The sequence below is a fragment of the Bradyrhizobium sp. CCBAU 45384 genome, from assembly GCF_028128665.1.
Classification (GTDB): Bacteria; Pseudomonadota; Alphaproteobacteria; order Rhizobiales; family Xanthobacteraceae; genus Bradyrhizobium; species Bradyrhizobium manausense.
The window spans coordinates 247166-272622 of the sequence record NZ_LBIZ01000111.1 but is presented as its reverse complement, the minus strand read 5'-3'; the positions used below and the strand labels follow the sequence as shown (position 1 = coordinate 272622).

Here is a 25457-nt window from a genome sequence, read left to right as displayed (position 1 = left end):
TCTCAGTACCTGCCGATAACAGGGCCGCCGAACTTGTAGTTCAGGCGGACGAGGCCCATGTCGACGTCCTGCTTGATGCTGTCGGTCTTCAGGCCGGCGAAAGTGACGTCCTTGTCCGCCAGGAAGATGTGGTTGTACTCCACACCCACCGACCAGTTCGGCGCAAAGCCGAACTCGAGACCGGCGCCGACCGTGCCGCCCCAGCGGGTGTCGCTGTTCGAGGCGAGCAGACCACCGGTCGCGGTGCTGAACACTTCGTTCTTGACGCCGACGACGGCCGCGCCGCCCTTGGCGTAGACGAGCACGTTGTTCCAGGCGTAACCGACCTGACCGGTGATCAGACCGAACGAGTCGATCTTGGTGCGGTTGCGCTGAGCGAGCAGCGCGCTGGTGTTGTCGCCGGTGAAGTCAGCCCAGTTGCCCTGGCCTTCGAGGCCGAACACCCACTGGCCGGACTGCACGCGATAGCCGACCTGGCCACCGACCGTACCGCCGGTCGCATCGTGCGAGCCTTCGCGACCGACGCCGGTCAGATCCCAGGTCGAATGACCCGAAGCGCCACCGCCGTTGATGCCGATATAGAAGCCGCTCCAGTCATAGACCGTGGCGATCATCGCCGGCGCCTTGGTGTAAGGACGCGCAGCGAGGTCAGCAGCCAGCGCCGGCGCGGCCGCGGTGATCGCGACAAGGCTCACAGCAGCGAGCAACAAATTCTTGTTCATTTGAATCCCGTTCCAGTTTCGTCGTTAGGCCCCCCGGCCTTGGCGTCCTCATAACAATGATCGACGAAATTGCTGTAACCTCGACGCAACAGTTCGCGCCAAAGGGCCCGGCTTCATTAACGAGTGTTTAGCAGCGCGTGCGCGGAAACCCTTTGAAACAAGAGTATTCAGCGATTCCAACGTCGACACCCGCCTTGCATCGGAATCCCGCGTAACGAGGTCGCACGCACGATTCCGTGAATTGGAAAAGCGACGAGCATTTTCTCTCCGCATTGCCGCCACATTCTCGCGCGCGTTCGCCACATTTGCATTCGCCGCGCGCGTGCAGGCGCGGTCTCGGGATGCGCTGCTCTTATTGCCAAGGTGGAATACTCAAGGACGGCGCGATCTCGACCGCCCTCTCCTCGCCTCGCTGCGCCAGATCATCACAGCGCAACAAAGCGGCTTCATCCAACCAAAGATGCGGATCGCGCGCCGTGCGCCAGGTGTCCCATTGCGAGGTCTCACGCTTGGCGAGCGCGAGCAGATCACGCGCAAGGTTCACCTGAGCAAAGAACAGACCGGTCGTCGTCCCGTGCCCCAGATGCTCGGGATTCATCGCGCCGGATCGGCATCGTTTCCAAGCCTCGATGCCGGTGATGAACGCCGTGCGCGGCACGTCGGTTGGCTCGAAATCGATTTCGAGACCTTTGCGATGCGCCTCGTCGATCTCGGCATCGACCAGAACCCACCGTTGCTGGTCCCGCGCCCGATATTCGCACACCCAGTGATCGTGATAGGGGTGCCCGGCAAAGTACGTTGCGAAACCGCAGCGGACGCGGGCGGGCACGCTATGCTGACGCAGAATCGCGCACAGCATCAGCGCGAAGTCCCGGCACGTCGCCAAGGCGCGGCACTCTCCTTGTCTTTCATACGTCAGCGGGCGCGGATCGATGGCCAAAAGCTGATCCAGACGTTCGGACACCGGCAACGTAGCACGGCTCTGGCCGGCAAACGCGGCAGTGTCAAAACCCTGTCTCTCGATCCAGGCCTCGTGGATCAGCAGCCCCTGCAAGATGCGGCACCACGCCGGAACATCTGGCGGCAAGCTACTGATCAACCCGCCATGAGCACGGGGGTCGCTGAGCGCACTGTGGTGGGCGTAATAGTTGAAAGGGGCAGGTTCACGCATCAAGCACCTACTTGAAGAGAGCAGCTCGGTCCGAGACGGCCGGAGCGGCCGCGAGCGCGACCAGCACCCAGCCAAGCCGCTCGAACCAGACATTGCTCACTGGTCGGATTCCGCCCTCTAAATTCTCCAAACTCTCGATTGCCATGAATGCACTTTCGATCGCCAATTTCGGCCTCTGGCAGAATAGGCTCACAGCGCTCCTTCACGCTACTAAAAGTTGTGATTGCGCTGGTCACCGTATAACATCACACTTGTAACCTACCCTTGCATGGTCCCCGCATTTCATGCTTGCCCGCATTCTGCTTCTCGCCGCCTTGCTGACCTTCCCCGGCGCATTGCACGCAGAGCAGACGGCAACCGAGAAAGCCGGGTTTGCCCCCAGTTTGACGATCTATCTTGCCAAGGGGCCACCCGGCGCGTGCGGGCCGGGCTGCGATCGCTGGATCGCCATCGAGGGCGAGATCGATGCAAATGCGGCCTCGCGCGTTCGCCGCTTCCTCGCCGCCGTCAAGGACACGCAGCGCCCGATCTACCTGCATTCGCCCGGCGGCAATGTGGAGCAGTCCTATGTCATCGGACGGCTGCTGCGCAGCCGCAAGGCGGTCGCTCGCGTGGGCCAGACGATCGCATCGGCATGTGCCGCAGGCACGCAGGTTGACGCCGCCTGCCTGAAGGCGAAGAACGCAGGCGACGAGATCGAGGCCGATCTCACCACCTATCGTGCGATGTGCAACTCGGCCTGTGCTTACGTGTTTCTCGGCGCGACATCGCGCGAAGTGGCGCCCGACGCTGCGCTGGCGGTGCATAATTCCAGGCTCGTCTTCGCGATTCACGGCCATCCGCCAGAGGCGCTGGTCGCTGAATTCAGGCGGCGTCAGACCGCAAGCGCCGACCACCAGCGCGCGGCCTATATCGCGGCGATGGGCATCAGCCGCGAGCTTGACGATTTAATTCGCACCGTGAAGTTCGAAAACCTGCACGTGCTGACCCGCGCCGAGCTCGACAGGTTCGGCGTCGATACGCGTCCCGTTGCCGAGACGATGTGGCGGCTGGTGAAGGGAGGGCGGCCCTATATCAGCAAGTTCGCGACGCTCAGAGGCGATAACGGTCCGTCGTTCCGAACCATGGAATGGCGCCTGTACTGCGACAGCAAAAATCGCGTGCCGCTGATGTTCGCGGCCGAGATCGACGAGGCGGCGAGCGGCCAGCACATCGTCATGATGACGGCGGACGCAGCGCCCACCGAGGAAGCCGGAGGACGTCCGGTGCGGTCAGGCAAATACGAAATGTGGAGCGGCTCGCTCGATTTCGGCACGTTCAGGGCGATCATGGCGTCCCGCTCCCTGCATGTCCGGGAGACCACGCAGAAGCCGGACCAAACGGCAGACACGACCAAGTTCGACATCGACGCCACGGGCCTGCCTTCGGCCTGGACGCAACTTTCGGAATCCTGCCCGCCGCCGGCGACGTCCGCCCCGAGAGGCCCGTGGCCGGCAATCCCCCAACCGAAGGTCGATGCGACGCCTTCCGCGGCGCCGTCGCCGTAAGCTCGAGGTCTTGCTCAGCCTGCCGCCGCGATCCTCGCGCGGAACGCCTGCTGTCCCTCGACGATCTTGTCGATCAGCGCATCCAGCGCCCAGAACCGCTCGCGGATATCGAAATCCACCGCCCTGCTCTCGATGCAGGAAAAGGTGCCGAGCCGCTGGTGATAGAGCTTTGCCAGTTTGGGATAGCCCATCGGCTCCGCCATCGCGGCGAGCGCCAGATACACCGAAAGCTCGTTCGCCAGCTGAGGATGCTTCTGGTGCTGCGTCAGCAGCCATTTGTAGAGATCGGGATGGAAGTTCGTGAACACGCCGGTGAAGCCGGGAGCGCCTGACTTCATCGCGTCGAAGGCGATCGCCGCATTGGCGTTGACGATGGTCAGTGGCGAGCCGCTGACCAGCCTGACGCGGCGCTGCACGGTCGGCAGGTCACAGGAGACGTCCTTGAGGACGGCAAAGCGGCCGCTGTCCGCACAAAAGGCCAGCTCGTCGTCGGAGAGCAGCCGGCGGAATGGCGCCGGGCATTCATAGAGGCCAAGCGTCATCTCCTTGGGCAGCCGTTCGAGCAGCCAGGTCAGATTGTCGGTGAAATCAGTCCCGGCCTGATCGCGCGAGGCAAGACGGTTCGTCACCAGCACCAAGCCGTCGACACCGGTCTTCGCGATCGACGTTAGCTCCGTAAGCTGGTCCTCCCTGGAGGCGCTGATATGGCCGGAGGCGATGACCGGAAGCCGGCCGGCCGCGGTCTTGGCGACGAACCGCGCCAGCGCGATGCGCTCGTCCAGCGTCAGGAACTGCATCTCGCTCGACTGCGCGACCGCGAACAGCGCATCGGCACCGCCTGCGATATACCATTCGATCAGCCGTTCGAGGCCGGAAAAATCGATCGTGTTCGCTTCGGTGAACGGCGTCAGCATCACGGGAATGATGCCCTTGAGGGCGATGGTCACGGGCGGGCTCCAAACAGCATCCGACGATGCCGACGAGCCTACCCCGAAACTTCGTCGTTTCGCAAAGTGGTTCGGTGCATGGCTGCGCCCTGTCCACGCTCACGAACGAGCCGCCGCTCGCAGCTGCGTCATGGCAACACCTGATATCGCGAGCAGCCCGCCGACGACAAGCTTTGGCGTCAATTGCTCGCCGAGGAACACCACACTCGATATCAACGCGAACACCGGCAGCAGCAGGCCAAACGGCGCGACGCGGCCCATGGAGCACCGGGCGATCAGCCAGAACCAGAGGCCGAACCCGACAATCCCTCCGATGAAGATCGTGTAGGCCAACGCCAGCCAACCACGTTCATCCGCGACGACAAGGCTTGCGAGCTGTCCATGCTCAAGCAGCAAGGACATCACCAGAACCTGCGGCACCGTGAGCAGCGACGACCATCCCATCAGCATCAGGGGATCGAAGGGGCCATAGCGCTTGGTCAGGACGTTGGACACCGCGAACGCGAATGCGGCTCCGACCACGAGCAGCAGCGGAAGCGCGTTGGCCGACGGGCCGGGCCCCACAGCCAGCACGGCCACACCGGCAAACGCGATCACGACGCCGCCAGAGGTGGTGAGTGACGGCTTCTCCGCCAGCAGCGGCCAGGCCAACAGGACGGTGAACGGCGGGGCAAGCTGGTATGCGACGGCCGACAGGCTTCCCGAGCCGAGCCCAAGACCGACATAGAAGAGCCCGAAATTCAGCCCGCCGAGGAAAAGCGAAATCGCTGCAACAGGACCGAATTGTTGCCGCGTCGGCCGCCTGACGAAAGGAACGAGCAGCAGCGCGATGGCCAGGAAGCGCAGCGCCAGAAAGAAGAGCGGCGGAAACTCCGTCACGCCGACCTTGATGACCACGAACTGATAACCCCAGAGCAAGGGGACGGCCACAGCACAGACGACCTGGATGGCGGACATGGCGTCGTTACTTTCAAGACCATTCGGTCCAGATATAGGCCTGCGAGCAGCGGAAACGTCCATGGCATGTTTACCTGATGAAGCGGTCGAGCAAAGCGTCGACGGTGGCTTGCGAGATGACTCGCGTGGGTGCCGTTTTCCCGATCACCCGCATGCCCTCGACGAAACAGACGATAATTCGGGCGGCACTCGAAGGCTCGACGCCATCGGCGAGCTTGCCCGCGGCCTTCGCACGAGACAGTATATCAGCCACCCTCGCCTCCATCGCTTTGAAGAAGTTCGCGATGCGACGGTCAACCTCGGTGTCACGGCCAGCCAGTTCCATGGCTGTGGCGACCAGCAGGCATCCGCGCCGACCATTGGCGCCGCTGTTGCGCTCAACATAGCCGGCAAAGTAGGCCCGCAAGCCATCGACCGGCTCTCTATCGGGAGCAAACTCGACATCCATGCGAGCGAGGGCATCGGCAATGTAGCGATCAAGTGCACGCAGGAAGAGCGAGTGCTTGTCGCCAAAGGCGGCATAAAGGCTGCCGCGCGACAGCCTGGTCGCGCGAAGAAGATCAGGCAGCGCCGTGGCGTGGTAGCCGCGCGTCCAGAACACATTCATCGCGCGTTCGACGGCAGCTTCCATGTCGAACGTTCGGGGACGGCCACGGGGCGATGGCTCGGGGGTTTGGCGGCGCATGGCAGTATATATAGACCGAATGGTCTTAAAATGGAAGAACCACTTTTCCCGGGCAGACTTTGCTCCATGGTCAAACGCTGACGCGAGTTCCGCATTCAGACCGGAGGCGAGATCGCCTGCAAGACGTCCCTGAACACATCGTACTGCAGCTTGAAGGCTTCCGGGCTGTAATCCTGATAATATCCCGCGGTCACCGCGACGACGAGATCGAGCTCCGGGACGATGCGGATCGACTGGCCGCCTCGGCCGAGTGCGCCCATCCACGGGACCATCCGTCCATTGAGGCGAGAGCGTCCCAACCACCACAAGTATCCGTAGGATTGATAGTCATTCGCCTTGAGCTTCGTTGCCGTCGATGCCTCGATCCATGCCTTGGACACGATTTGCCGATCGTTCCAGCGGCCGCCCGCGAGGACGAGTTGGCCAATCTTCGCCATGTCGCGCGGACGCAGGCGCAATCCCCCACCGGCGTCGCTGTCGCCCTTGAACCTGCGCCACTCGAATTCAGTGATGCCCAAGGGATCGAACAGCACGCTACGCGCGAATTCATCGAGCGGACGGCCGGCGGCCTTGCGGATGATCGCCGAGAGCACCGCAAGCGCGCCGGTGTTGTAGAAGAACTCCTGCCCGGCCGGTGCGGTCACGGGAAGGCCGAGGACGTAGCGACAGGCATCCTGCGCCAGATGCATGCGCACCTCGTCGTTGTCGTCGCCCGTCGCTGGCGTCGCCTCCACCCACTTCAGGCCCAGCGACATGGTGAGCAGATGTGAGAGCAGGATGCGATCCTTGTCCGGGGACCGCAGGTCGGACAATTCGGGGAAGAAGTTGAACACCGGTTCGTCGATGCTTCGAATGAGGCCCTGGTCGATCGCGATCCCGATGACCAGCGACGCGACGCTCTTCGAGCACGATTTCAGATTATGCAGCGTATCGGCGTCGAAGCTGATGTCCTTGACGCGGACGCCGAAGAAGCGACTGGGGACCTCATCAGATCCGTTGAAGTATCGCTCGAACGCCAGCCTGCCGTGACGTGCGACCAGCACGGCATGAATGTTGGCGCCCGAGCTTTCGAGCCGATCGGCCATCCCGCACAAGGCGGCCAGGTTGATGTCGTTATCTGCGCTGGCAGACGGAACGGACCAGCCGTCCTCACGCCTCGCCGGGCCAGCACAATTGGCATGAGCGGCAGCAAACACAGGCGTCGCGCCGACCGGCGTCAGGGCTGCCCCACCAAGCAGCGACATGAATTGCCGACGTTGCATCCGGCTCTCTCTCCTGACCCATTTTTTCGATCGCCGTGCCGTCGCGCCACAGCCTGACAGCGCACGATGTATGCTACGGATTGTAACATTAATCTGCCTCAACCGCAACGATGGGTTGAGGCACCAGCGAGCGCGACCTCATGCCCGCCCCGGCGGGCCCGCCATCGAGCCTCACACCGGCGTGTAGATCACGAGCTTCAATGCCGGATCGTCGTTGGCCTGAAAACTGGTGTGCTCGAAATGCAGCACGCCCTTGGTCGGATGGGTCATGGTCTTGCGGCCCGACAAGGTGCCGTGCACCTCGTGCGCGCCCCACCATTTGACGAATTCGGGGCTGCCTTCGCGCAGGCGGGTCAGCAATTCGGCAAAGGCGGGATCGCCGGCCCAGACGTCGTGGGTGGCGCGAAACATCGCGACCATGCGCTTGGCGACGTCAGCCCAGCCTGCGCCGTAGGATTTCCGCGTCTTCTTGTTGGTCATCATCAACAGCAGCGTGTTGCGATCCTCCTCCGGCAGCCGCCCGAACGCGAAGACCTCCTCGGCGGCCTCGTTCCAGGCCAGCACGTCCCATCGCCTGCCGGTGATGTAGGCCGGATGCGGCAGGCTTTCGACCAGGCGCCGAATGGCCGGCGGCACCACCTCGCGGGTGAAGGGGCCCCTCGCACCATCGCGCGCGAGATCCCTAAGATGCGCATGCTCGGTCTTGCTCAGCCGCAACGCCCGCGCCAGCGCATCGACCGTCGTCACCGACGGGCTGACGGTGCGGCCCTGCTCGAGGCGGATGTACCAATCGACGCCGATGCCGGCGAGCTGCGCCACCTCCTCGCGCCGCAGCCCCGCCGTGCGCCGCCGCTGCCCCGCAGGAAGGCCGACGCTCTTCGGCGACAGCTTTTCGCGGCGGGAGCGGAGGAAATCGCCGAATTCGATGCGGCGGGGGTCAGCCATGGTGTGGTCCGTGATGGAGGGCTCGTGGAATACTAGGATAATACCAGGGCCCTTCGTCTCCCGCAAACTGAGCGCAGCAAAGCTGTTGGTGTTCCGCTTACTGCCGATCGCTTTACGAACTTGTCGCCCGGCGATCAGATCTACATGAAAGCCGACATACCGATCATCAATGGCATCACCGTCAACGCCGCGACATCGGGACAAAGGAAGTTATTCGAACGGAAAGAAGCGCGGCATCTCGGCTGTCGCGATGGTCGCGCCATCCTTCGCCTTGACGATGGCCTGATAGGTATAGAAACCCTGGTTGCACGGCGCGAACGTGCGGATCGATCCCGCCGGAACGATCCCGTTGGCGGGGAGCTCGGTTTCCTGACCGCCGAGTTCTCGGTTTTTCGGTCCGATCAGACGAAGCAGGACCTTCCGAGTTCCAGGAGGCGCATGCGTAATTCGGATCTCGGGATTTGGGTATAGGCTGACGCAGCCCTTCGTCCCATTGAAGGAGAAGTCTATCGTCATCCGATCTTCGGCAGAGGCGCTGGTAACACAGAAAAAAATGCTGGCCGCGCAGGCGAAAAACCTCATTGTCGACTTCCAGTTAAAGACGTGACGATAGATGGTTCCAGTCGCGACAGCAATCTATCAGTGCTGTTCCACCCCCGTCTGGCCGCTGCCTCGCTTCCTGCGTTCAGGACGAAAAAAAGCCCGCAATGATGTGCGGGCTGCGTCGCAGGAATGAGGATAGCGTCAGCTTTCGTCGTTCTGCCAGAAGGTCAGCGACGGCCTGGCGATGAAGACCAAGCCCGCGAGAGCAACGGCGGCGACAGCCACGAACGTGATTGCAGTCTCTTCCATGAATTCTCCTGCAAGGCCAGCCCTCCTGGGCAGGGATGCCGGTGCGCTGCGGCGATATCGTGGCTGCGACGTGGACTTAACGTGCCGTTTGGCTAACCGTTCCGTGACTAAGGCATGATCCGGAAAAGTCCGAAGCGGTTTCCGCCTCAGGGCCAGCGAACCACGCTCGTTTCAGAGATATCGCATGGCCGCATCGCATGCAGGGCCTCTCCAATACTAGGATAATACCAGGCCTTCATGTCCCTTCGAGGGCGCCTTAGATGGGTATCACCCATCCCTGAGGTGAACATCATGAAAGCTGCCGTATTGAAATCCCTGGGGTCGCCGCTGGTGGTCGAGACTGCTCCGGACCCGGTGCTCGGCACCGGCGAGGTCATCGTCGACGTCGTCGCCACGCGCGTCCTGTCCTACATGAACGAGGTCTTCAGCGGGGAGCGCAATTATGCGCTCGAGCTGCCGATCATTCCGGGCCCCGGCGCCGTCGGCCGGGTGCGCACGATCGGCCCCGATGCGACCAAGCTCGGCGTCGGCGACTGGGTGTTCTGCGATCCGACGGTGCGGTCGCGCGACGATGTCGTGGCGCCCGATATCGCCCTGCAGGGGCTCACGGCGCCCGGCCCCGGCGCCATGAAGCTGCAACGGCATTTTCGCCACGGCTCGTTCGCCGAGCAGATGCGGGTGCCGACCGAGAATGTAAGGAAGCTCGGCCAGATCACGCCGGAGGAAGCCTCGCAATGGTGCGCGCTGGGGAACGCGCTGGTGCCCTATGGCGGCTTTCTCGCCGCAAAGCTTCAGCCGGGCGAGACCGTGCTGGTGAGCGGGGCCACCGGCAATTTCGGCAGCGCCGCGGTCTCGGTCGCGCTCGCGATGGGCGCGGCCTGTGTGGTGACGCCCGGCCGCAACGAGGCTGTTCTCGCCGACCTCGTCCGCCGCTTCGGCGCGCGGGTGAAGCCGGTGAGGCTGTCCGGCAACGAGGACGATGATCGCGAGGCCATGAAGCGCGCGGCGGGCGGCCCGATCGACTGCGTGCTCGACATCATGCCGCCGTCGGTCGCAACCAGCGTGGTGCGCGCGGCTGTTATGACGGTGCGCGCTTACGGCCGCGTCGCCCTGATGGGCGGCGTCGGCATGGCGGGCGGTGCGGGACTGGAGCTGCCCTACCCCTGGCTGATGCGCAACTGCATCTCCATCCATGGCGTCTGGATGTATCCGCCGGATGCGGCGGGCCGTCTGATCGCGATGGTGCGCGCGGGCCTGTTGCGGCTCGACGAATACCGGACGACGAACTTCGACCTCGACCATGTCAACGAGGCCATCGTGCATGCCGCCGCCAATGGCGGGCCGTTCAAGATGACGGTGATCCGGCCGTAAATGCCCTGCCCGCTGCCGCGATGCGCCGCCGCGGCGGATAGGCCTGACCGATCAGATAGCTGGAAGCGATCACCCCTGATGTAGCCGGCCGCGTCCGTCTACTGTGCATGGGGTTGTTTTCGCGTTTTGCCTATTCGAGCTCGATGACCTGGCCGTTCGAGAGCGACACGCGCCGGTCCATGCGGCCGGCGAGCTCCATGTTGTGGGTCGCGATCAGCATCGAGACCTTGGTCGCCTTGACCAGCTGCATCAGGGCCTGGAACACGTGATCGGCCGTGTGCGGATCGAGATTGCCGGTCGGCTCGTCCGCCAGCAGCACGCGCGGCGCATTGGCGACCGCACGCGCGATGGCGACGCGCTGCTGCTCGCCGCCCGACAGCTCGGCGGGCCGATGGGTGATGCGATCGCCGAGGCCGAGATAGCCAAGGATCTCCTTGGCGCGCTTGACGCTCTCGGACTTCTTCAGGCCGCGGATCATCTGCGGCAGCATCACATTCTCCAGCGCCGAGAATTCCGGCAGCAGCCGGTGCGACTGGTAGACGAAGCCGATATCGCTGCGGCGCAGCTGGGTGCGCTCGATGTCGGGCAGCTGCGAGGTCGGCGCGCCGTTGACATAGACCTCGCCGGAATCGGGCGCCTCGAGCAGGCCTGCAATGTGCAGCAGCGTCGACTTTCCCGACCCCGACGGCGCGACCAGCGCCACGGACTGTCCCGCCCACAGCGCCAGCTTGGCGTTGTCGAGGATCGTCAGCGCCGCTTCGCCCTGGAGGTACTGACGCCTTATCTCGTGGAGATAAATGACCGGTACATCCTCAGCCCCATGCTGCTGCTCCATCAGCCCCTCACTCGTAGCGCAGCGCTTCGACCGGATCGAGGCGCGCGGCGCGCCACGACGGGTAGAGCGTCGCCAGGAACGACAGCGTCAGCGCCATGATGACGACGGCCGTGGTCTCGCCGACGTCGATCTCGGCGGGCAGCTTCGACAGGAAGTAGAGCTCCGGCGAAAACAATTCAGTCGAGGTCAGCCAGGACAGGAATTGCCTGATCGATTCGATGTTGAGGCAGATCACGAGCCCGACGAAGAAGCCGACCAGCGTGCCGACCACGCCGATGGAGGCACCCGTGATCAGGAAGATCCGCATGACCGAGCCCTGCGAGGCGCCCATCGTCCTCAGGATCGCGATGTCGCTGCCCTTGTCCTTCACCAGCATGATCAGGCCGGAGACGATGTTGAGCGCTGCGACCAGCACGATCATGGTCAGGATCAGGAACATCACGTTGCGCTCGACCTGGAGCGCGTTGAAGAAGGTCGAGTTGCGCTGGCGCCAATCGACCAGGAACACCGGCCGGCCCGCGGCTTCCGTCACCGCTTTGCGGAAGGCGTCGATCCTGTCGGGGTTGGTGGTGAACACCTCGATCGAGGTGACGTCGCTGCTGCGGTTGAAATAGGCCTGCGCTTCGGCGAGCGGCATAAAGACGAAGCCGAGGTCGTATTCGGACATGCCGATCTCGAACACGGCGACGATCTTGTACGGCTTGATCCGCGGCGTCGTGCCCATCGGCGTCACCGCGCCTTTCGGCGCAACCAGGGTCACGCTGTCGCCGGCATGCAGCGACAGCTGGTCGGCAAGCCGCCGGCCGATCGCGACGCCCTGCCCGTCGTCAAAGCCCTCGAGCGAACCCTGCTTGATGTTCTTGGCGATGGAGGTGAGGTTGTTGAGGTCGTCGGAGCGGATGCCGCGCACCAGGACGCCCGAGGCGTTCCAGGGCGAGGAGGCCAGCGCCTGGCCGTCAACCACGGGAGCCGCGAGCCGGATGCCCTGGACCTGGCTGATGCGCTCGGCAACGTCCTTCCAGTCGGTCAGCGGCGATTCCAGCGGCTGCACCAGGATGTGGCCGTTCAGGCCGAGGATCTTGTCGAGCAGCTCTTTGCGGAAGCCGTTCATCACCGCCATCACGATGATCAGCGTGGCGACGCCCAGCATGATGCCGAGGAAGGAGAACCCGGCGATGACCGAGATGAATCCCTCCTTGCGCCGCGCCCGCAAATAGCGGGCCGAGAGCATCCACTCGAAGGGCGCGAACGGCGCAGTTTGGACGGTTTCGGTCATGGTTTCATCCATCGCTCGATAATCCCATGATTCGGGGTCAATTGTGGCCGGATTGGCGGCCGCGATATCGGGCGATGAACAATATTCAGCCGACCAGGCGCGCAACCGCGTCCGCAGGCGACATGGTCTCGCGGGCGCCGTCACTGCGCTTCTTGATCTCGACCTTGCCGTCGGCCAGCCCCTTGGGCCCGATCATGATCTGCCACGGGATTCCGATCAGGTCGGCGGCGGCGAATTTGGCGCCGGCGCGCTGGTCGGTGTCGTCGTAGAGCACGTCGACACCCTTGGCGGTCAGTTCGGCATAGAGCTTCTCGCAGGCGCCATCGACGGCCGCATCGCCTTGCTTCAGATTGAGGATCGCGACGCGGAACGGCGCCACCGCCTCCGGCCATTTGATGCCGGCATCGTCATGGCAAGCCTCGATGATCGCGCCCAGCAGGCGCGAGACGCCAACGCCGTAGGAGCCGCCATGGATCGGCACGTCGACGCCGTCGGGGCCCGCCACCATCGCCTTCATCGGCTCGGAATACTTGGTGCCGAAATAGAAGATCTGACCGACCTCGATGCCGCGGGTGTTGACGCGCTTCTCGGCCGGCACCTCCTGCTCGAAGCGGGCGGGATCATGGACGTCCTCCGTCGCGGCGTAGACCGAGGTCCATTGCTTGATGATCGGCGTCAGATCGCTGTCATAGTCGACATTCTCATCCGGCACCGGCAGGTCCAGCACGTCACGATTGATGAACACGCCGGATTCGCCGGTCTCGGCGAGCACGATGAACTCGTGACTGAGATCGCCACCGATCGGGCCGGTCTCCGCGCGCATCGGGATCGCCTTCAGCCCCATCCGCGCAAAGGTGCGCAGATAGGCGACGAACATCTTGTTGTAGGCGACGCGCGCGGCGGCCTCGTTGAGGTCGAAGGAATAGGCGTCCTTCATCAGGAATTCGCGGCCGCGCATCACGCCGAAGCGCGGACGCTGCTCGTCGCGGAATTTCCATTGAATATGATAGAGATTCAGCGGCAGGTTCTTGTAGGACTTCACGTACGCGCGGAAGATCTCCGTGATCATTTCCTCGTTGGTCGGCCCGTACAAAAGCTCGCGCTTGTGGCGGTCGGCGATGCGCAGCATCTCCGGACCGTAAGCATCGTAGCGTCCGCTCTCACGCCAGAGGTCGGCGAGCTGGAGCGTGGGCATCAACAGTTCCAGCGCGCCGGAGCGGTCCTGCTCCTCGCGCACGATCTGCTCGATCTTCTTCAGCACCCGGAAGCCAAGCGGCAGCCACGCATAGATGCCGGCGGCCTCCTGCCGGATCATGCCAGCGCGCAGCATCAGCCGATGCGAGACGATCTCCGCCTCTTTCGGATTTTCCTTCAGGATGGGCAGAAAGAACCGCGACAACCGCATGGCAATACTCTGGGAATCAGTGAGGGGTTGCAGTGAAACCGGATTGGGAGCGAAAACACAAGACCGGGAATGAGGAAAAGCCGCTAACGCGGCGGAATTCCTGTCATTTTTCCGTTGACTTCAGGTTCGACTTGAACCGCGTCGGCCTCAAGGCGGCGCGACCTCGAGGTCGTCCTCGAGCGTGACCTTCTCGAAATCGGTCACCAGCGCGTCGATCCGCACATGCCAGCGGCCGGCGAAGGGCAGCTCGACCTTGCCCACATGCCAGTAACCGTCGGGCCCGAGCTCGGCGTCGCGTTCCATCGGCTCGATGCCGCGCTCCGGCAGGCTCAGCGTCAGCGTCGCCTCCTTGGCCTTCAGCGGCGTCGCCTCGCCGGTCATGAGCTGGAGCACGAAATCGTCCATGCCGGCCTTCCCCGGGGACACCAGCACCTGAAACATCGCCTTATCGCTGTGGATGTGGATCGCCAGCGGCGTCTCCGGCACCATGGTCCGCGGCGGCGGCGTGAAGCGCCAGCCAGCGACGACGGCAAAGATGCCGAGCGCGGCCCCGCACTCCAGCAGGATGGAAGATTTGAGCGCGGACGCAGCCCTGCGATCTTTCGCCAGCGCCGGCGTCCATCGGAAGCGATTGAGCGCAGCCAGTACCAACAAAGACAGAATCAGCGCCAGTTTGACCGACAGAATGAGGCCGTAGGTGGTGTCTATCAAAGCCGACGGCTTTTCGAGTTGAATGATCGCAAGGGTAAGCCCAGTCAGCGCCAGCGCCGCGACCACGGGCATGGCGATGCGCGAGAAGCGGTTCAGGAGCGGCAGCAGGGCCGGCGTCGGCTTCGAGACCAGCGTTGCCAGCGGCGCCAACGCGCCGATCCAGAAGGCGACTGCGAGGCCATGGACGAAGATCGCCGGCCGCGTCAGCCACTCTGGCGATGCTGTCGCGGCGTGTCCGGTTATTGCGAGCGACAGGCCGACGCCGGCAAACGCGATCGCGGCAAACACGCGCGCGTACCAAGCCCGGTTCAGCGCCATCAGCGCCAGCAGCATCGCCGCGATGGCGAGAAGCAAGGCGGGGCCGGCACTGGTCGCGAATGCGATGGTCCAAGGCGCCGTCGTCAGACCCGCTGGCAACGGCAGACCAAGAAGATCCAGGCCCAGCGCGCCAAGAGATACGATCGCGCTCGGGATGCCGATGAAAAGCGCCGCGCGCGGCATGCCCATGCCCGTCATCGACCGCGCAATCCAGCGGCCAAAGAACACGCCGCCGACGCCGACGAACAGCCCGAGATAGACACCGATCCGCGATATCAAGATCAGCGCCTTCAACAGGCCGTCGGCATTGGCCGTAGGCTGCGTGGCCGTCGGCGCACCGACGGAAAAGATCACCGACCCCGCCACAGGATGGCCGTCCTGCGAGATGACACGATAGCTCACGACCGCCGTGCCCTGCGGCAGGTCCGGCGGCATCGCAACCGAAATGCCCTCGCCCGATGCCGTGACGCGCGCATCGTCGCGCGCCCTGCCCGCGCCGTCGATCAACTGGATCGCGCCCGGGGTCACCCCCTCATTGAAGCGAAATTCCACCGCCTTCGGCGCGGTCGCCAGGATGCTGCCGCTCGGCGGCTCAACCGAAATCAACGCCGCATGCGCCGTCGCGTCGGTCACAGTGCCGACAAGCAAGAGCAGCGTGACGAGCGCGGCGACGAGACGCATTACGGCTTGGGCAGCAGTTTCACGCCAGGCGCCGGCGACTTGTCTTCACGCGAATGCGCGGAACCCTCGGCCGGGATTTCAATCCAACGGCTGACACCCTTCTCGCATTCCTGCACGACAGGGAAATACAGCGTGGTGTTCGGCTTCAGGCTGTCGGTGAGGAAACTGCTGACGATGAACTCGTCGTAATTGTGATCCGGCAGCTTGCCGCCGGACCAGACAATTTCCTTCACGCCCGAGGTCAGCCTGTTGCCGTGATAGTCGTAGGCGCTGGCATACTGGCCCTCGACGATATCGACATTCCAGCCGGCCTTCGGCATCGGCTTCACGGCGATCACGCCCTCCGGAATTTGCACGCGGATCTTGACGGTCGGCGAGCCGGAACAGCCATGCGGCACGGCGAAGACGGCCTTGTAGGACGCGCCGACCGTGGCCTGCTTGCCTTCCAGATATACGTGGGCTGCCGCCGGCGATGCGACGAGCGCAGCCATCAGGATCAGCCAGGGTGCCTTCGACATGCTCTATCTCCCGGACATTGGATCGCGTCTGTCACATCTTCATTCCCGAATGGTCGGGCATCTTCTTCATCATCATGCCTCCGCCACCGGGCGCGCCGACGCCCTGGACGTCAAGCGACACGGAGACCTTGCCGGCCTTCTCGAACTCGAGCGTCACCGGCACCTTCTGGCCCTCCTTGAACGGGCCCTTCAGGTCCTGGAGCATCAGATGGCTGCCGCCGGGCGCTAGCTTCACGGTCTTGCCGGGCTCGATGACGAGGCCATTGTCCAGCGGGCGCATCTTCATCACGCCATTGTCCATCGCCATCTCGTGGACCTCAGCCTTGCCGGCGATCTCGGCCGACACGGCGATCAGCTTGTCGGGCGCCGTCCCCTTGTTCTCGATGGTCAGGAAGCCTCCCGCGACCTTGGCGCCTCCGGGTGTTGCACGACTCCACGCCTGCGAAATGACGAGGTCACCGGCCTTCACATCGTCGGCGCTGGCGGGAGCACGCAGGGCGAGAGTGAGCAGGACGGCGCCCGCGATTGATCCGAACGAAGCTCTATTGATGTACACTTTGTGCTCCTCTTGTTGATTTCAGTTCGCGAGGTGGATGGCGGGATGCAGCGTGCCGAGCAGCCCGACTATAGCGAAAACGACAAGGCCGAGAACGAGCTCGATGGTGCTGTTGCGCACGAGAGAGGCGCGCGCAGCATCCCCGTACTTGCCCAGCCGCGGGGTCAGTGACAGCCGGTTGACCGCAGCGAATGTCAGCATGAAGGCGAACACGGCGAGCTTGACCAACAACAATTGGCCGTACTCCGTGGCGATCAGCCCACGCACAGAGCCGACCAGGACCACGGTGTTGGCCACGCCCGTCAGTATGAGAGTTGCCACGCTGATGATGCCCATCGTCGAAAATCGCCCAACAGCGTCGCGGGCGAGCAACGGCGAGCTACTATGGCGGGTGGCGCCGAGGAAGAGAATCAGCGGCACCAGGCCACCGATCCAGGCGGCAGCGGCCAGAATATGGAGCGCGTCCGCAGCAAGATGCAGGTAGCCGACGATACCAGAGGTCGCGCCGGCATGTCCGGTCCAGGCCAGCAGTGCAGCAAATGCGAACGACGCCGCAAGTCCAAGCCATCGCGCGATCGCCGCACGATTGCAGATGAGGCAGATCGCCAAACAAACCGCAGTGCAGGCCCGTAGGGCTGCCACTTGGCCGAACTGCGTTTCGTTGACGACGGTAGACAGCACGTCAGGGCTCAGCGCTTCGTCGAGCGGCATGCCACTCATCGACACCGCCTGAAGCGTCAGCCAAATCCCGCCCGAGATCACGGCGATGGCAAGGGTCCCCCACGAGATCCGCAAGGCACGGATCCGCGCGCGCTCCGCCACGCCTGCCACCTCACGCGAAGCGGGCTCGGCGATGGAAACCTGAAACAGGATATTTCCCGCCAGCATCGCCGTCGTCGCGAAATGGACAGCACGGATCGCGACCAGGGGCGCATCGGACGTTGACCAATCCATCGGCAGTTGGACCTTCAAGGGCCGACCTGGAAGGTGAAGCTGCCGTCGGTCGTATGCGTATCCACCGACAGCACGTGCCAGTTCACGTGGTAGGTGCCGGCGCCGCCCGGCTTCAATGGAACAGATATTTGGTTGTCCTTGACGCTCGCCTTCCCGGCGTCGACGCGTTGCCCATTCGGCCCCGTGACAGTGATCGAGCTGAATGCAGCCTCGAGCTTCTGCGTGAAGGTCAGCGTCACCGCGCGCGGCAGGTTCGCGACCTTGTTGCCGACCCGCGGCTCGGCATAATCAAGCGTCGCGTGAGCCGCGGCTTCACCGGAGGCGAGCAGCAGCAACAACGGAATCATCGAGGAAAGTAAAGACGCTCGCATAGCTCAATTCCTCATAAATGGGCTGGCAGGTTGGACAGGTCCACCGAAGATCGGCTTGCCGATGCCGCGCGGATCAACGTCGTCCAGGTACAAATGTAATTGAGCGATGAAGCCAACATTGGTTCCGCTTTGCCTGTTGATCGGGATCAGCGCCTCCGCGGCAATCTGGAACTTGTTGCCGACCCAGATGACTCCCGGATTGATCGTGCCCGTCGTCATCGTGCCCGAGGTAAGCGTGTTCGCCACCGGGGTCTGCAGGGTGGCTTCGACGAGCGGGACCAGGTGATTGATGAAATCCGGCAGGCCGAGATCCACGACCGCTGATTTCAAATAGGGCATGCTGTACTGGATGGTGCCGCCCCAGTTCAGCACCCGTGGATGGAATTCAGTGTCGGCAGTGCTTAATCCCGAGTCCGGATCGATCCCGAAGGTGGTGGTGAAGCTCCGGCCCGGAATGGCGTAGCCGACCTGCCCGGTGATCGCGCCCGGCCGAAGCCAGGAGAGCGTGTCAGGAAGATCGCCAAAGCCTTTGCCGAAATAGATCGTGGGCGTGTAGGTGTTGAACGGATCCGCCCCGACGCTTTGTGCGCCGGTGCCGCCCCATTCCACGCTCAGGCCCGCCGACATCACGAATTCATGCGCGGGGTCCTTGAACACGCGGTACTTGAACGTGGTCTCCAGATTCTGGAACCCGTTGGCCCCGGGAACCGTCGCATCGATCGGACCGAGGAAGGTGTAGGTCGTGCCAAACGAGATGGCGAAATCGTCGGTGATGCGCTTGGAGAACTCGCCGGACACGTCGCGCTGCCGAACGGGCGGAACGTCGCCGGTCTTGAAACTGTCGAAGGTGGGAAGCGAGAGCTCGTCGTTGACGCCGGGATCGTCGATGCCAAGCGTTGCCGGAAAGAAGCGGTTGCCGACGATCTCGTGGGCAAAGCTTCTGGAGATAAGGCTTCTGGAAACAAGGCTCGGGGAAAGAGAGCAAAGCGCAATAGCGAGGCCCCACAGGCCCGCGCGCGTGCGACTGATAGACATGAGATGTCTCCGCAAGAAAGACGTACAGGGTTCAAGCGGCCGATCCGGCCGCTACGCTTACGTCAAATGCGGAGGCGCACGCGCCTGGGCGCTGGACCTGCCATGTGCAGTGACTGCGCTCGCATCCGCCTCGCGCCACACCACGCGCTCAGGGTGGCGTAAGGGAATGAGGAGTGTCGCCGGCGGCGGCGAATCGAAGGACGCATTGGCCTGCGCCAAGCAACACAGGGCACACGTGCCGGCATGCGCCGTGGGCGCGCCCTGGTCATTCGGGGCGCCCTGCTCACTGACGCTATGGCAGACGATGCCGGTACCAAGCGGGTCGACAACGGCTTGGCCGGCCGCCCAGCAGGCGGCAATTGGAGCCAGCACCTGCATCACGAGCGCGAGCAGGACAACCGGTAGGAATTTTTGCAGCCGTGCGCGCATCCGCCGAACCATTCGTTCCCTGCTAACTAAACACCACGCTTGGCCCGAGTCGAGATCACATCCCCTGCGCTGGGGCGACGCATATTTCTCGAAAATGTTTTCGGGGGGCGTCCGTCCGGGGGCAGTGTCCGGCATTTGAGGCAGCGGCACCGCCCGGCGATTTCCACAGAATTCTTATATTTGTCATATACTTACGACCCATAACAGCCCGATCGTTTCGTCAGCTGCTCGAATTTTGAACAATCGTTGCCGAAAATGATGACAAGTGAGAAAAGTTGATCTAGCATCCCTCTTGCTCAGGCTGGCCGTGAGGTCGAAGTCTGGTGGTCCAAGTCTCGGGAGGAGCCCCTGGCGCGCAAAACGCAGCGTCGCCCCGTCAATCAAGATCAAATCTTAGAATCGGGGATAATAGGGTCGACACAATTTTTGAGCGGGGCCAGGGCCCCGCTCTTTTTTTATCTGCCTCTCCCAATCTGATCGAACAGCTTTAGGCTCGCAGCCTCGCGTTACGCCGATCTGCCGCCCCTCGTCTACCAACAGCCGTTCGACGAGCATCCTGAGACGCGGAGCGGGCCCGTGATGGGATCGATGCTTGCGTTGACCATCAAGCCGATTCTCGACTTCGCAGGCGAGCGCAGTGGACTTGCAGCGTAGCGCGCTTTGCGCTGCACCAACTCTCGCGTTGCAGATTGGGTGGCGTGAACTCGTCGATTGTGAGACACTTTCCAGATCGGTAGCGCAACCAATGACGCGCCGACGACAAGATATATGGGAGCGAGCGATGTCCGAGACGAAAGATTTCTCGACGACGAGGCGCGATCTTCTTCAGGCGGCTGCGACCGCCGGCGCCGCGACTGCCATCCTCGGCAGCATGGGCATAAACCCAGCATTGGCAGCCGAGATGGGACGAAGTGAGAAACCGCTGAAGGCGGCGTTCTCCAACGCAGGCCTTCAGGCCACCTGGTGCGCGCAGGGCAAGCAGGCCGCGGAATTCTGGGGCAAGCTGTTCAATGTCGAAGTCACCTGGTTCGATGGCCAGCTCGATGCGGTGAAGCAGCGCGCGGCGATCGACAACATGGCCTCGCAGAAATGGGATTTCGTCGCCATCCAGGCGTTCGGCATCGGCACCCTCACCCAGCCGGTGCAGAAGATGATCGACGCCGGCACGCCCGTCATCGACATGGACACGCTGATTGCGCCGCTCGACCAGATCAACGTCCATTCCTTCCTCGCCCCCGACAACGAGTTCATGGGCGCCTCGGTGACGCAGGCGCTCTGCAACGCGATGGGTGGCAAGGGCAAGATCATCATGACGCAAGGAGCCCTCGGCCACACCGGCGCGCAGGGCCGCGCCAAAGGCTTCAACTCGGTGGTGAAGCAATTCCCCGCCATCGAGGTGCTCGACACCCAGCCGGCCGATTGGGACGTCTCCAAGACCGCGCGGCTCTGGGAGACCTATCTGACCAGGTACCCGCAGATCGACGCGGCGTTCTTCCACAATGACGACATGGCGCTGGCCGCTGCCAACATCATGAAGGCCCACAACCGCACCAACATCCTGATCGGTGGTGTGGACGCGATGCCGCCGGCGATCCAGGCGGTGAGCGAGGGCCGGATGTACGCGACCGTGCGCAATCCGTCGTGCCGCATCCACGGCGGCGCGATCATTGCGGGCGTTGCGGCCGTCGTTGGCGGCGAGAAGAGCGGCCAGGGCATTCCCAAGAACGTCGTCACCGACGGCCCTGTCGTGACCAAGGCCAATGCCGCGGGCATGCAGTGGATGCAGGATCACTTCCTGATCTGAAATCTCCATGCCTGAGGGTCGACGGCCCATCCTGGAACTGCAGGGCATCACGAAGAGCTTCGGCGGCGTCGAAGCGCTTCGTGGTGTCGACTTCGCGCTTCTCCCCGGCGAGATCCACGGCCTCGTCGGCGAGAATGGCGCGGGAAAAAGCACGCTGATGAAGATCATCGCCGGCGTGCACACCGAATTTACCGGCCGCTTCCTGATCGACGGCCATGAGACCCATTTCCGCTCGGCGCGCGATGCGCATGCCGCGGGTATCGCCATGGTGCATCAGGAGCTCTCGGTCGCGCCTGATCTCACGGTCGCCGAGAACGTCTTCCTCGGCAACCAGCCGACCAACGCGCTTGGCCTCGTGCAATGGCGACGCATGGCGCACGAGGCCGGCGAGCAGCTCGCCCGCTTCGGCATCGACGTCGATCCGATGTCGAGGCTCGGCGACTTGCCGATCGGGCTGCAGCAGCTGATCGAAATCGCCCGTGTGCTGTTCTCCGGCGCGCGCATCGTCATCCTGGACGAACCGACCTCCGCCCTCTCCCCGCCCGAGGTCGAGCGGCTGTTTACGACGCTGCGGCGCTTGCGCGAGGAAGGCACCGCCATCGTCTTCATCTCCCATTTCATCGAGGACATTCTTCGCGTGTCCGATACGGTCACCGTGTTTCGCAACGGGCGGAAGGTTGCGGAGACCGCGAGTGCTGCGACCACCAAGGGCGCGCTGATCGAGGCCATGATCGGCCGCGGCGGCGAGGCGCTCGAGCACAGCTACACCGACGATCTGATGCTGCCGCGGCCGAGCGACAGTTCGGTCGTGCTGAAGGTCGACCAGCTGTCGCTGGCGCGCAGCCTCAAGGACGTCTCCTTCGAGGCCCGCGCCGGCGAGGTGCTCGGCATCTACGGCTTCATGGGCTGCGGGCAACAAGAATTGTCCCGCATCCTGTTCGGCAAGCTGAAGCCGGACGCCGGCACACTGATCGTCGAGGGCCGGCCGAAGACCTTCGCCAGCACGGCGGCGGCGCGGCGCGCGGGCATCGCGCTGGTGCCGGAGAGCCGGCGCGCCATGCTGTTTCACCAGGAGCCGGTGTACAAGAACATCTCGATCAGCATCCTCGAGCGCATCTCGTCGCTGCTGCTCAAACCGGCGCAGGAGCGTGATATCGCCAGGCGCCAGGTCGAGCAGTTGCAGATCAGGCCGCCGGTGGTCGGCCTCGACCTCGGCATGCTCTCGGGCGGCAACCAGCAGAAGGTTGCGCTGGCAAAATGGCTGACCTACCCGCCCAAGCTGCTCGTCCTGTGCGAGCCGACCCGCGGCATGGATGTCGGCGCCAAGAACGACGTCATCAACATCGTCCGCGACCTCCGCGCCAGGGGGCTCGCGATCATCGTGCTGTCGACCGAGCCGGAAACGGTGCTGTCGCTGGCCGACCGCATCCTCGTGCTCAAGCGCGGCGCATTGGTGCGGGAATTCAGGAACGAGCCGGTCAGCAAGGACCGCCTGCTGGAAGCGGCGTGACGGAGAAGCACAATGGCGAGCAGTGAGACGGCACCAGCAGCAAGCCAGCGCGCACGGGGCGCTGCGACGTTCCTGCGCTCGCAGATGCGCAACATCGCGCCGTTCCTGACGCTGATCTTCCTGTCCGCCTTCTTCGCCGTCGCCAGCCCCTCCTTCGCGACCATCGACAATCTCGGCAATATCCTGACGCAGGTGTCGGTGACAGGCATCATCGCCGTCGGCCTTACCTTCGTGATCCTCTGCGCCGAGATCGACCTGTCGATCGCGGGCATCGCCAACGTCACCGGCATCGCGGTCGCCTACTTCACGCTGCAGGAATCTTACGTCAACATCGCCAACATCCCCCTGCCCGGCGCGATCGCGATCATCCTGTCGCTCCTGCTCTGCGCGGCTCTCGGCCTCGTCAACGCGCTGGGCCTGACCGTGATCGGCATCCCCTCCTTCATCATGACCCTGGCGATGATGCAGATCGCGGCCGGCATCTCGGCGCTGCTGGTGCGCGGCCAGATCGCCTACAAGGTCCCGAGCCTGATCTCGACGCTCGGCTCGGGCTCGATCGGCGGCATCCCCTGGATCGTCATTGTTGCCGCCGTCATGCTGCTTGGCGGGCACCTCGTGCTGACCTACACGCGCTTCGGCCGCTACGTCTACATGGTCGGCGGCAATCGCGAGGCGGCCGAATATTCCGGCCTCAACGTCAAGCTCATCCTTGGCAGCGTGATGATCATCTCCGCGGTGTGCGCCGGCATCGGCGGCATGCTCGGCGTCGCCCATTTCGGCAGCGCGCAGCAGAACGAGTTCGACACCTATCTGCTCGACTCCATCGCCGCCGTCGTGGTCGGCGGCACCAGCCTGTTCGGCGGCCGCGGCGGCATCGGCAACACCATCGTCGGCCTGTTCGTTCTCGGTGTTCTCAATAACGGCCTCGACCACGTCAACATCGACAGTTTCTTGAAGATCCTGATCCGCGGCCTGATCCTGCTGGCGGCGCTGATCATCAACGTCTATGCGCAGCGGTTGCGAGAAAAAGCGGCGGAATAGACGCCCTCAAAACAAAAGCGCGAAAACAACCCCATGCACAGTAAAAATCATTGCGGAATTTGATGCGCAGGAATTATTCGCGATTCCCGAAATTTGGTTTGACGCGTCGGGCAAAACAGGAGTAGGATGTCATGATGGCAACCACCGGGTATCTGCGCATCCGCTAGCTCAAGCTTGGCCCAGAGATCTCGGTACAACCAGCAGTCGTCTCCCTCCAGATATTTTCGCCAAATCTCAGAGCATAATCCATGGTCATGCGGCACGCAGCTCTGGTCATGATGACCTTGCTGCTCTTCTCGGGATGGGCACGTGCCGAGCCCGGCATTGAATGGCAATTCCTCGCTACCGGACAGACGCAGACCTCGCCGATTCAAGGCACCGTCGAAAGCTACGCGCGAAAGTACAAGCCGACCGCAATCATGATCGTGCAAGACGGCCTGGTGGTCGCGACCTCAGGCGACCTCACCCGCAAGGTCAACGTGCGCTCTGTTCGAAAGAGCTTCCTGAGTGCTCTCTACGGAATCGCCATCGAACGCGACCAGATCAAACTCGAAGGCACGCTCGACCAATTGGGGATCGACGACACCTCGCCATCGCTGACGACCGGAGAGAAGCAGGCAACTGTTCGTCAATTGCTCATGGCCCGCTCCGGGGTCTATCATCCCGCAGCTTATGAGACGAGCGACCAGAAATCGAACCGGCCGCCGCGGGGTTCCCATCGGCCCGGCACGTTCTGGTATTACAACAACTGGGACTTCAACGCCCTGGGTGCAATCTATGAAAGGGCAACGGGCTCGGACATCTTCGATAGCTTCGACAAAATGATTGCGCGTCCCATCGGGATGCAGGATTTCACCGCCCACGACGGGGCTTTCGTTGGAGATAGTTCCTCGCTTTACCGCGCCTATGTGTTCAGCATGAGCGCGCGGGATCTTGCACGCTTCGGATTACTGTTCCTCAACAAGGGACGATGGAATGACGCTTCCGTCGTTCCGTCGCAATGGACGGCCGAGTCGACCAAGGCCTATTCGGAGACCGATCGAAAAGACCGCGGCTATGGCTATCTATGGTGGACACTCGATGCCGGCGTTTGGGGACGAGACGCAATCTTTGCGTCGGGCTACGGCGGACAGTTGATCGTCATCGTGCCGGAGAAGCGTCTGGTTGCCGTTCAACTCGTCGAACTGGACCGGAGCCAGAAGGGAATTCATAGCGCGACTTTTCTCGACCTCGTTCGACAGATCGTGACGATGGCCAATTGATTTGCCAGACCACGCCCCCGCACCGCGGCATCATGCGACGAAGGTAATGTCCGCCTATCCCCCATAGCGCTCGAGTTCGTGCAATGGGTATCCGCTACGGGGCCACAAGCGGCTTTCCTTCCTACCGCGCGCCCGCTGGCAGCTTCAAAATGTGGCCGGTAGGCGAGAGTGCGCATCGAGGGTTCATCTTCGAATGCCGCAACCTGGTCCCAAAACTGCTCGACCGCACTTGCGGAGTCGCCATCGGCTCGGACGTTGATCGCTATTGCCATCCGTCGCTCTATGGATTCCT

At 63.2% G+C, this 25457-nt stretch carries 24 protein-coding genes; 6 read left to right on the top strand and 18 right to left on the bottom strand.

The annotated features are described in order from the left end of the window. Positions 1-2: 2 nt before the first annotated feature. Positions 3-722 carry an outer membrane protein gene (locus XH80_RS23375; protein WP_271600576.1) on the bottom strand — a complete coding sequence of 240 codons (720 nt, stop codon included), beginning with the start codon at positions 720-722 and terminating at the stop codon, positions 3-5. Positions 723-1074: 352 nt separating this feature from the next. Continuing rightward, entirely contained in the window at positions 1075-1893 is an 819-nt protein-coding gene (locus tag XH80_RS23370; RefSeq protein ID WP_271600575.1) for a transglutaminase domain-containing protein, read from the bottom strand. Positions 1894-2177: 284 nt separating this feature from the next. Between XH80_RS23370 and XH80_RS23365 the strand changes: the two genes are divergently transcribed. After that, positions 2178-3440 (top strand): hypothetical protein, encoded by a 1263-nt coding sequence (locus XH80_RS23365; protein WP_271600574.1) that lies wholly within the window; start codon positions 2178-2180, stop codon positions 3438-3440. Between the two features lie 14 nt (positions 3441-3454). On the opposite strand, the gene XH80_RS23360 is transcribed toward XH80_RS23365, so the two are convergent. The 6 genes from XH80_RS23360 to XH80_RS23335 all read right to left on the bottom strand — a co-directional run bounded on the left by XH80_RS23360 (position 3455) and on the right by XH80_RS23335 (position 8818). Then, entirely contained in the window at positions 3455-4387 is a 933-nt protein-coding gene (locus XH80_RS23360; protein ID WP_271600573.1) for a dihydrodipicolinate synthase family protein, read from the bottom strand. A gap of 99 nt (positions 4388-4486) precedes the next feature. Then, positions 4487-5344 carry a DMT family transporter gene (locus tag XH80_RS23355; protein WP_271600572.1) on the bottom strand — a complete coding sequence of 286 codons (858 nt, stop codon included), beginning with the start codon at positions 5342-5344 and terminating at the stop codon, positions 4487-4489. Between the two features lie 70 nt (positions 5345-5414). Further along, complete coding sequence (locus XH80_RS23350) at positions 5415-5975, bottom strand: TetR/AcrR family transcriptional regulator (protein ID WP_271600571.1); 561 nt, start codon at positions 5973-5975, stop codon at positions 5415-5417. Between the two features lie 149 nt (positions 5976-6124). Further along, on the bottom strand, positions 6125-7291 hold the full coding sequence (locus XH80_RS23345) for a serine hydrolase domain-containing protein (protein ID WP_271600570.1): 1167 nt from the start codon (positions 7289-7291) through the stop codon (positions 6125-6127). 171 nt (positions 7292-7462) lie between these two features. After that, a complete protein-coding gene (locus XH80_RS23340; RefSeq protein WP_271600569.1) occupies positions 7463-8236 on the bottom strand; it encodes a helix-turn-helix transcriptional regulator in 774 nt (257 codons plus the stop codon). Between the two features lie 210 nt (positions 8237-8446). Beyond that, a complete protein-coding gene (locus XH80_RS23335) occupies positions 8447-8818 on the bottom strand; it encodes a hypothetical protein (protein ID WP_271600568.1) in 372 nt (123 codons plus the stop codon). A 561-nt stretch (positions 8819-9379) separates the two neighbouring features. Between XH80_RS23335 and XH80_RS23330 the strand changes: the two genes are divergently transcribed. Further along, positions 9380-10459 (top strand): quinone oxidoreductase family protein, encoded by a 1080-nt coding sequence (locus tag XH80_RS23330; RefSeq protein WP_271600567.1) that lies wholly within the window; start codon positions 9380-9382, stop codon positions 10457-10459. Between the two features lie 130 nt (positions 10460-10589). Here the strand turns inward: XH80_RS23330 and XH80_RS23325 are convergent, their stop codons facing one another. From XH80_RS23325 to XH80_RS23280, 10 genes are all read right to left on the bottom strand, one after another. Further along, positions 10590-11294, bottom strand: coding sequence for an ABC transporter ATP-binding protein (locus tag XH80_RS23325; protein ID WP_271600566.1), 705 nt, complete (start codon positions 11292-11294; stop codon positions 10590-10592). A gap of 7 nt (positions 11295-11301) precedes the next feature. Continuing rightward, complete coding sequence (locus XH80_RS23320) at positions 11302-12582, bottom strand: lipoprotein-releasing ABC transporter permease subunit (protein ID WP_057756098.1); 1281 nt, start codon at positions 12580-12582, stop codon at positions 11302-11304. 73 nt (positions 12583-12655) lie between these two features. Beyond that, on the bottom strand, positions 12656-13975 hold the full coding sequence (proS, locus tag XH80_RS23315) for a proline--tRNA ligase (RefSeq protein ID WP_057756103.1): 1320 nt from the start codon (positions 13973-13975) through the stop codon (positions 12656-12658). Between the two features lie 147 nt (positions 13976-14122). Then, positions 14123-15685, bottom strand: coding sequence for a copper resistance CopC/CopD family protein (locus XH80_RS23310; RefSeq protein WP_271600565.1), 1563 nt, complete (start codon positions 15683-15685; stop codon positions 14123-14125). Continuing rightward, positions 15685-16203, bottom strand: coding sequence for a YcnI family copper-binding membrane protein (locus XH80_RS23305; RefSeq protein WP_271600564.1), 519 nt, complete (start codon positions 16201-16203; stop codon positions 15685-15687). The genes XH80_RS23310 and XH80_RS23305 overlap by 1 nt, the downstream gene beginning before the upstream one ends. A gap of 31 nt (positions 16204-16234) precedes the next feature. Next, on the bottom strand, positions 16235-16753 hold the full coding sequence (locus tag XH80_RS23300) for a copper chaperone PCu(A)C (RefSeq protein ID WP_442869168.1): 519 nt from the start codon (positions 16751-16753) through the stop codon (positions 16235-16237). 27 nt (positions 16754-16780) lie between these two features. Continuing rightward, positions 16781-17731: a copper homeostasis membrane protein CopD gene (gene copD / locus XH80_RS23295; RefSeq protein ID WP_271600563.1), complete on the bottom strand. Its 951-nt coding sequence runs from the start codon at positions 17729-17731 to the stop codon at positions 16781-16783. Beyond that, a complete protein-coding gene (locus tag XH80_RS23290) occupies positions 17728-18048 on the bottom strand; it encodes a copper resistance CopC family protein (RefSeq protein ID WP_271600562.1) in 321 nt (106 codons plus the stop codon). Before XH80_RS23290 ends, copD begins: the two co-directional genes overlap by 4 nt. Positions 18049-18087: 39 nt before the next feature. Continuing rightward, on the bottom strand, positions 18088-18882 hold the full coding sequence (locus XH80_RS23285) for a hypothetical protein (RefSeq protein ID WP_271600561.1): 795 nt from the start codon (positions 18880-18882) through the stop codon (positions 18088-18090). A 294-nt stretch (positions 18883-19176) separates the two neighbouring features. Further along, positions 19177-19560, bottom strand: a complete 384-nt coding sequence (locus XH80_RS23280) for a DUF2946 domain-containing protein (protein ID WP_271600560.1) — start codon at positions 19558-19560, stop codon at positions 19177-19179. A gap of 769 nt (positions 19561-20329) precedes the next feature. Here XH80_RS23280 and XH80_RS23270 point away from each other — a divergent pair. The 4 genes from XH80_RS23270 (at position 20330) to XH80_RS23255 (ending at position 25165) form a co-directional block, all read left to right on the top strand. Continuing rightward, positions 20330-21352 (top strand): sugar ABC transporter substrate-binding protein, encoded by a 1023-nt coding sequence (locus tag XH80_RS23270; protein WP_271600559.1) that lies wholly within the window; start codon positions 20330-20332, stop codon positions 21350-21352. A 7-nt stretch (positions 21353-21359) separates the two neighbouring features. Beyond that, positions 21360-22862, top strand: a complete 1503-nt coding sequence (locus XH80_RS23265; RefSeq protein ID WP_271600558.1) for a sugar ABC transporter ATP-binding protein — start codon at positions 21360-21362, stop codon at positions 22860-22862. 12 nt (positions 22863-22874) lie between these two features. After that, the gene (locus XH80_RS23260; protein WP_220005612.1) at positions 22875-23903 is read left to right on the top strand and encodes an ABC transporter permease; all 1029 of its coding nucleotides are present in this window, start codon (positions 22875-22877) and stop codon (positions 23901-23903) included. A gap of 275 nt (positions 23904-24178) precedes the next feature. Next, complete coding sequence (locus XH80_RS23255) at positions 24179-25165, top strand: serine hydrolase domain-containing protein (protein ID WP_271600557.1); 987 nt, start codon at positions 24179-24181, stop codon at positions 25163-25165. The last annotated feature ends 292 nt before the right edge of the window (positions 25166-25457 follow it).

Coding starts and splice junctions, on each gene's coding strand:
- XH80_RS23375 (WP_271600576.1), bottom strand. CDS start 722: ATGAACAAGAATTTGTTGCTCGCTGCTGTGAGCCTTGTCGCGATCACC.
- XH80_RS23370 (WP_271600575.1), bottom strand. CDS start 1,893: ATGCGTGAACCTGCCCCTTTCAACTATTACGCCCACCACAGTGCGCTC.
- XH80_RS23365 (WP_271600574.1), top strand. CDS start 2,178: ATGCTTGCCCGCATTCTGCTTCTCGCCGCCTTGCTGACCTTCCCCGGC.
- XH80_RS23355 (WP_271600572.1), bottom strand. CDS start 5,344: ATGTCCGCCATCCAGGTCGTCTGTGCTGTGGCCGTCCCCTTGCTCTGG.
- XH80_RS23350 (WP_271600571.1), bottom strand. CDS start 5,975: ATGGAAGCTGCCGTCGAACGCGCGATGAATGTGTTCTGGACGCGCGGC.
- XH80_RS23345 (WP_271600570.1), bottom strand. CDS start 7,291: ATGCAACGTCGGCAATTCATGTCGCTGCTTGGTGGGGCAGCCCTGACG.
- XH80_RS23340 (WP_271600569.1), bottom strand. CDS start 8,236: ATGGCTGACCCCCGCCGCATCGAATTCGGCGATTTCCTCCGCTCCCGC.
- XH80_RS23335 (WP_271600568.1), bottom strand. CDS start 8,818: ATGAGGTTTTTCGCCTGCGCGGCCAGCATTTTTTTCTGTGTTACCAGC.
- XH80_RS23330 (WP_271600567.1), top strand. CDS start 9,380: ATGAAAGCTGCCGTATTGAAATCCCTGGGGTCGCCGCTGGTGGTCGAG.
- XH80_RS23325 (WP_271600566.1), bottom strand. CDS start 11,294: ATGGAGCAGCAGCATGGGGCTGAGGATGTACCGGTCATTTATCTCCAC.
- XH80_RS23320 (WP_057756098.1), bottom strand. CDS start 12,582: ATGGATGAAACCATGACCGAAACCGTCCAAACTGCGCCGTTCGCGCCC.
- proS (WP_057756103.1), bottom strand. CDS start 13,975: ATGCGGTTGTCGCGGTTCTTTCTGCCCATCCTGAAGGAAAATCCGAAA.
- XH80_RS23310 (WP_271600565.1), bottom strand. CDS start 15,685: ATGCGTCTCGTCGCCGCGCTCGTCACGCTGCTCTTGCTTGTCGGCACT.
- XH80_RS23305 (WP_271600564.1), bottom strand. CDS start 16,203: ATGTCGAAGGCACCCTGGCTGATCCTGATGGCTGCGCTCGTCGCATCG.
- XH80_RS23280 (WP_271600560.1), bottom strand. CDS start 19,560: ATGGTTCGGCGGATGCGCGCACGGCTGCAAAAATTCCTACCGGTTGTC.
- XH80_RS23270 (WP_271600559.1), top strand. CDS start 20,330: ATGTCCGAGACGAAAGATTTCTCGACGACGAGGCGCGATCTTCTTCAG.
- XH80_RS23265 (WP_271600558.1), top strand. CDS start 21,360: ATGCCTGAGGGTCGACGGCCCATCCTGGAACTGCAGGGCATCACGAAG.
- XH80_RS23260 (WP_220005612.1), top strand. CDS start 22,875: ATGGCGAGCAGTGAGACGGCACCAGCAGCAAGCCAGCGCGCACGGGGC.
- XH80_RS23255 (WP_271600557.1), top strand. CDS start 24,179: ATGATGACCTTGCTGCTCTTCTCGGGATGGGCACGTGCCGAGCCCGGC.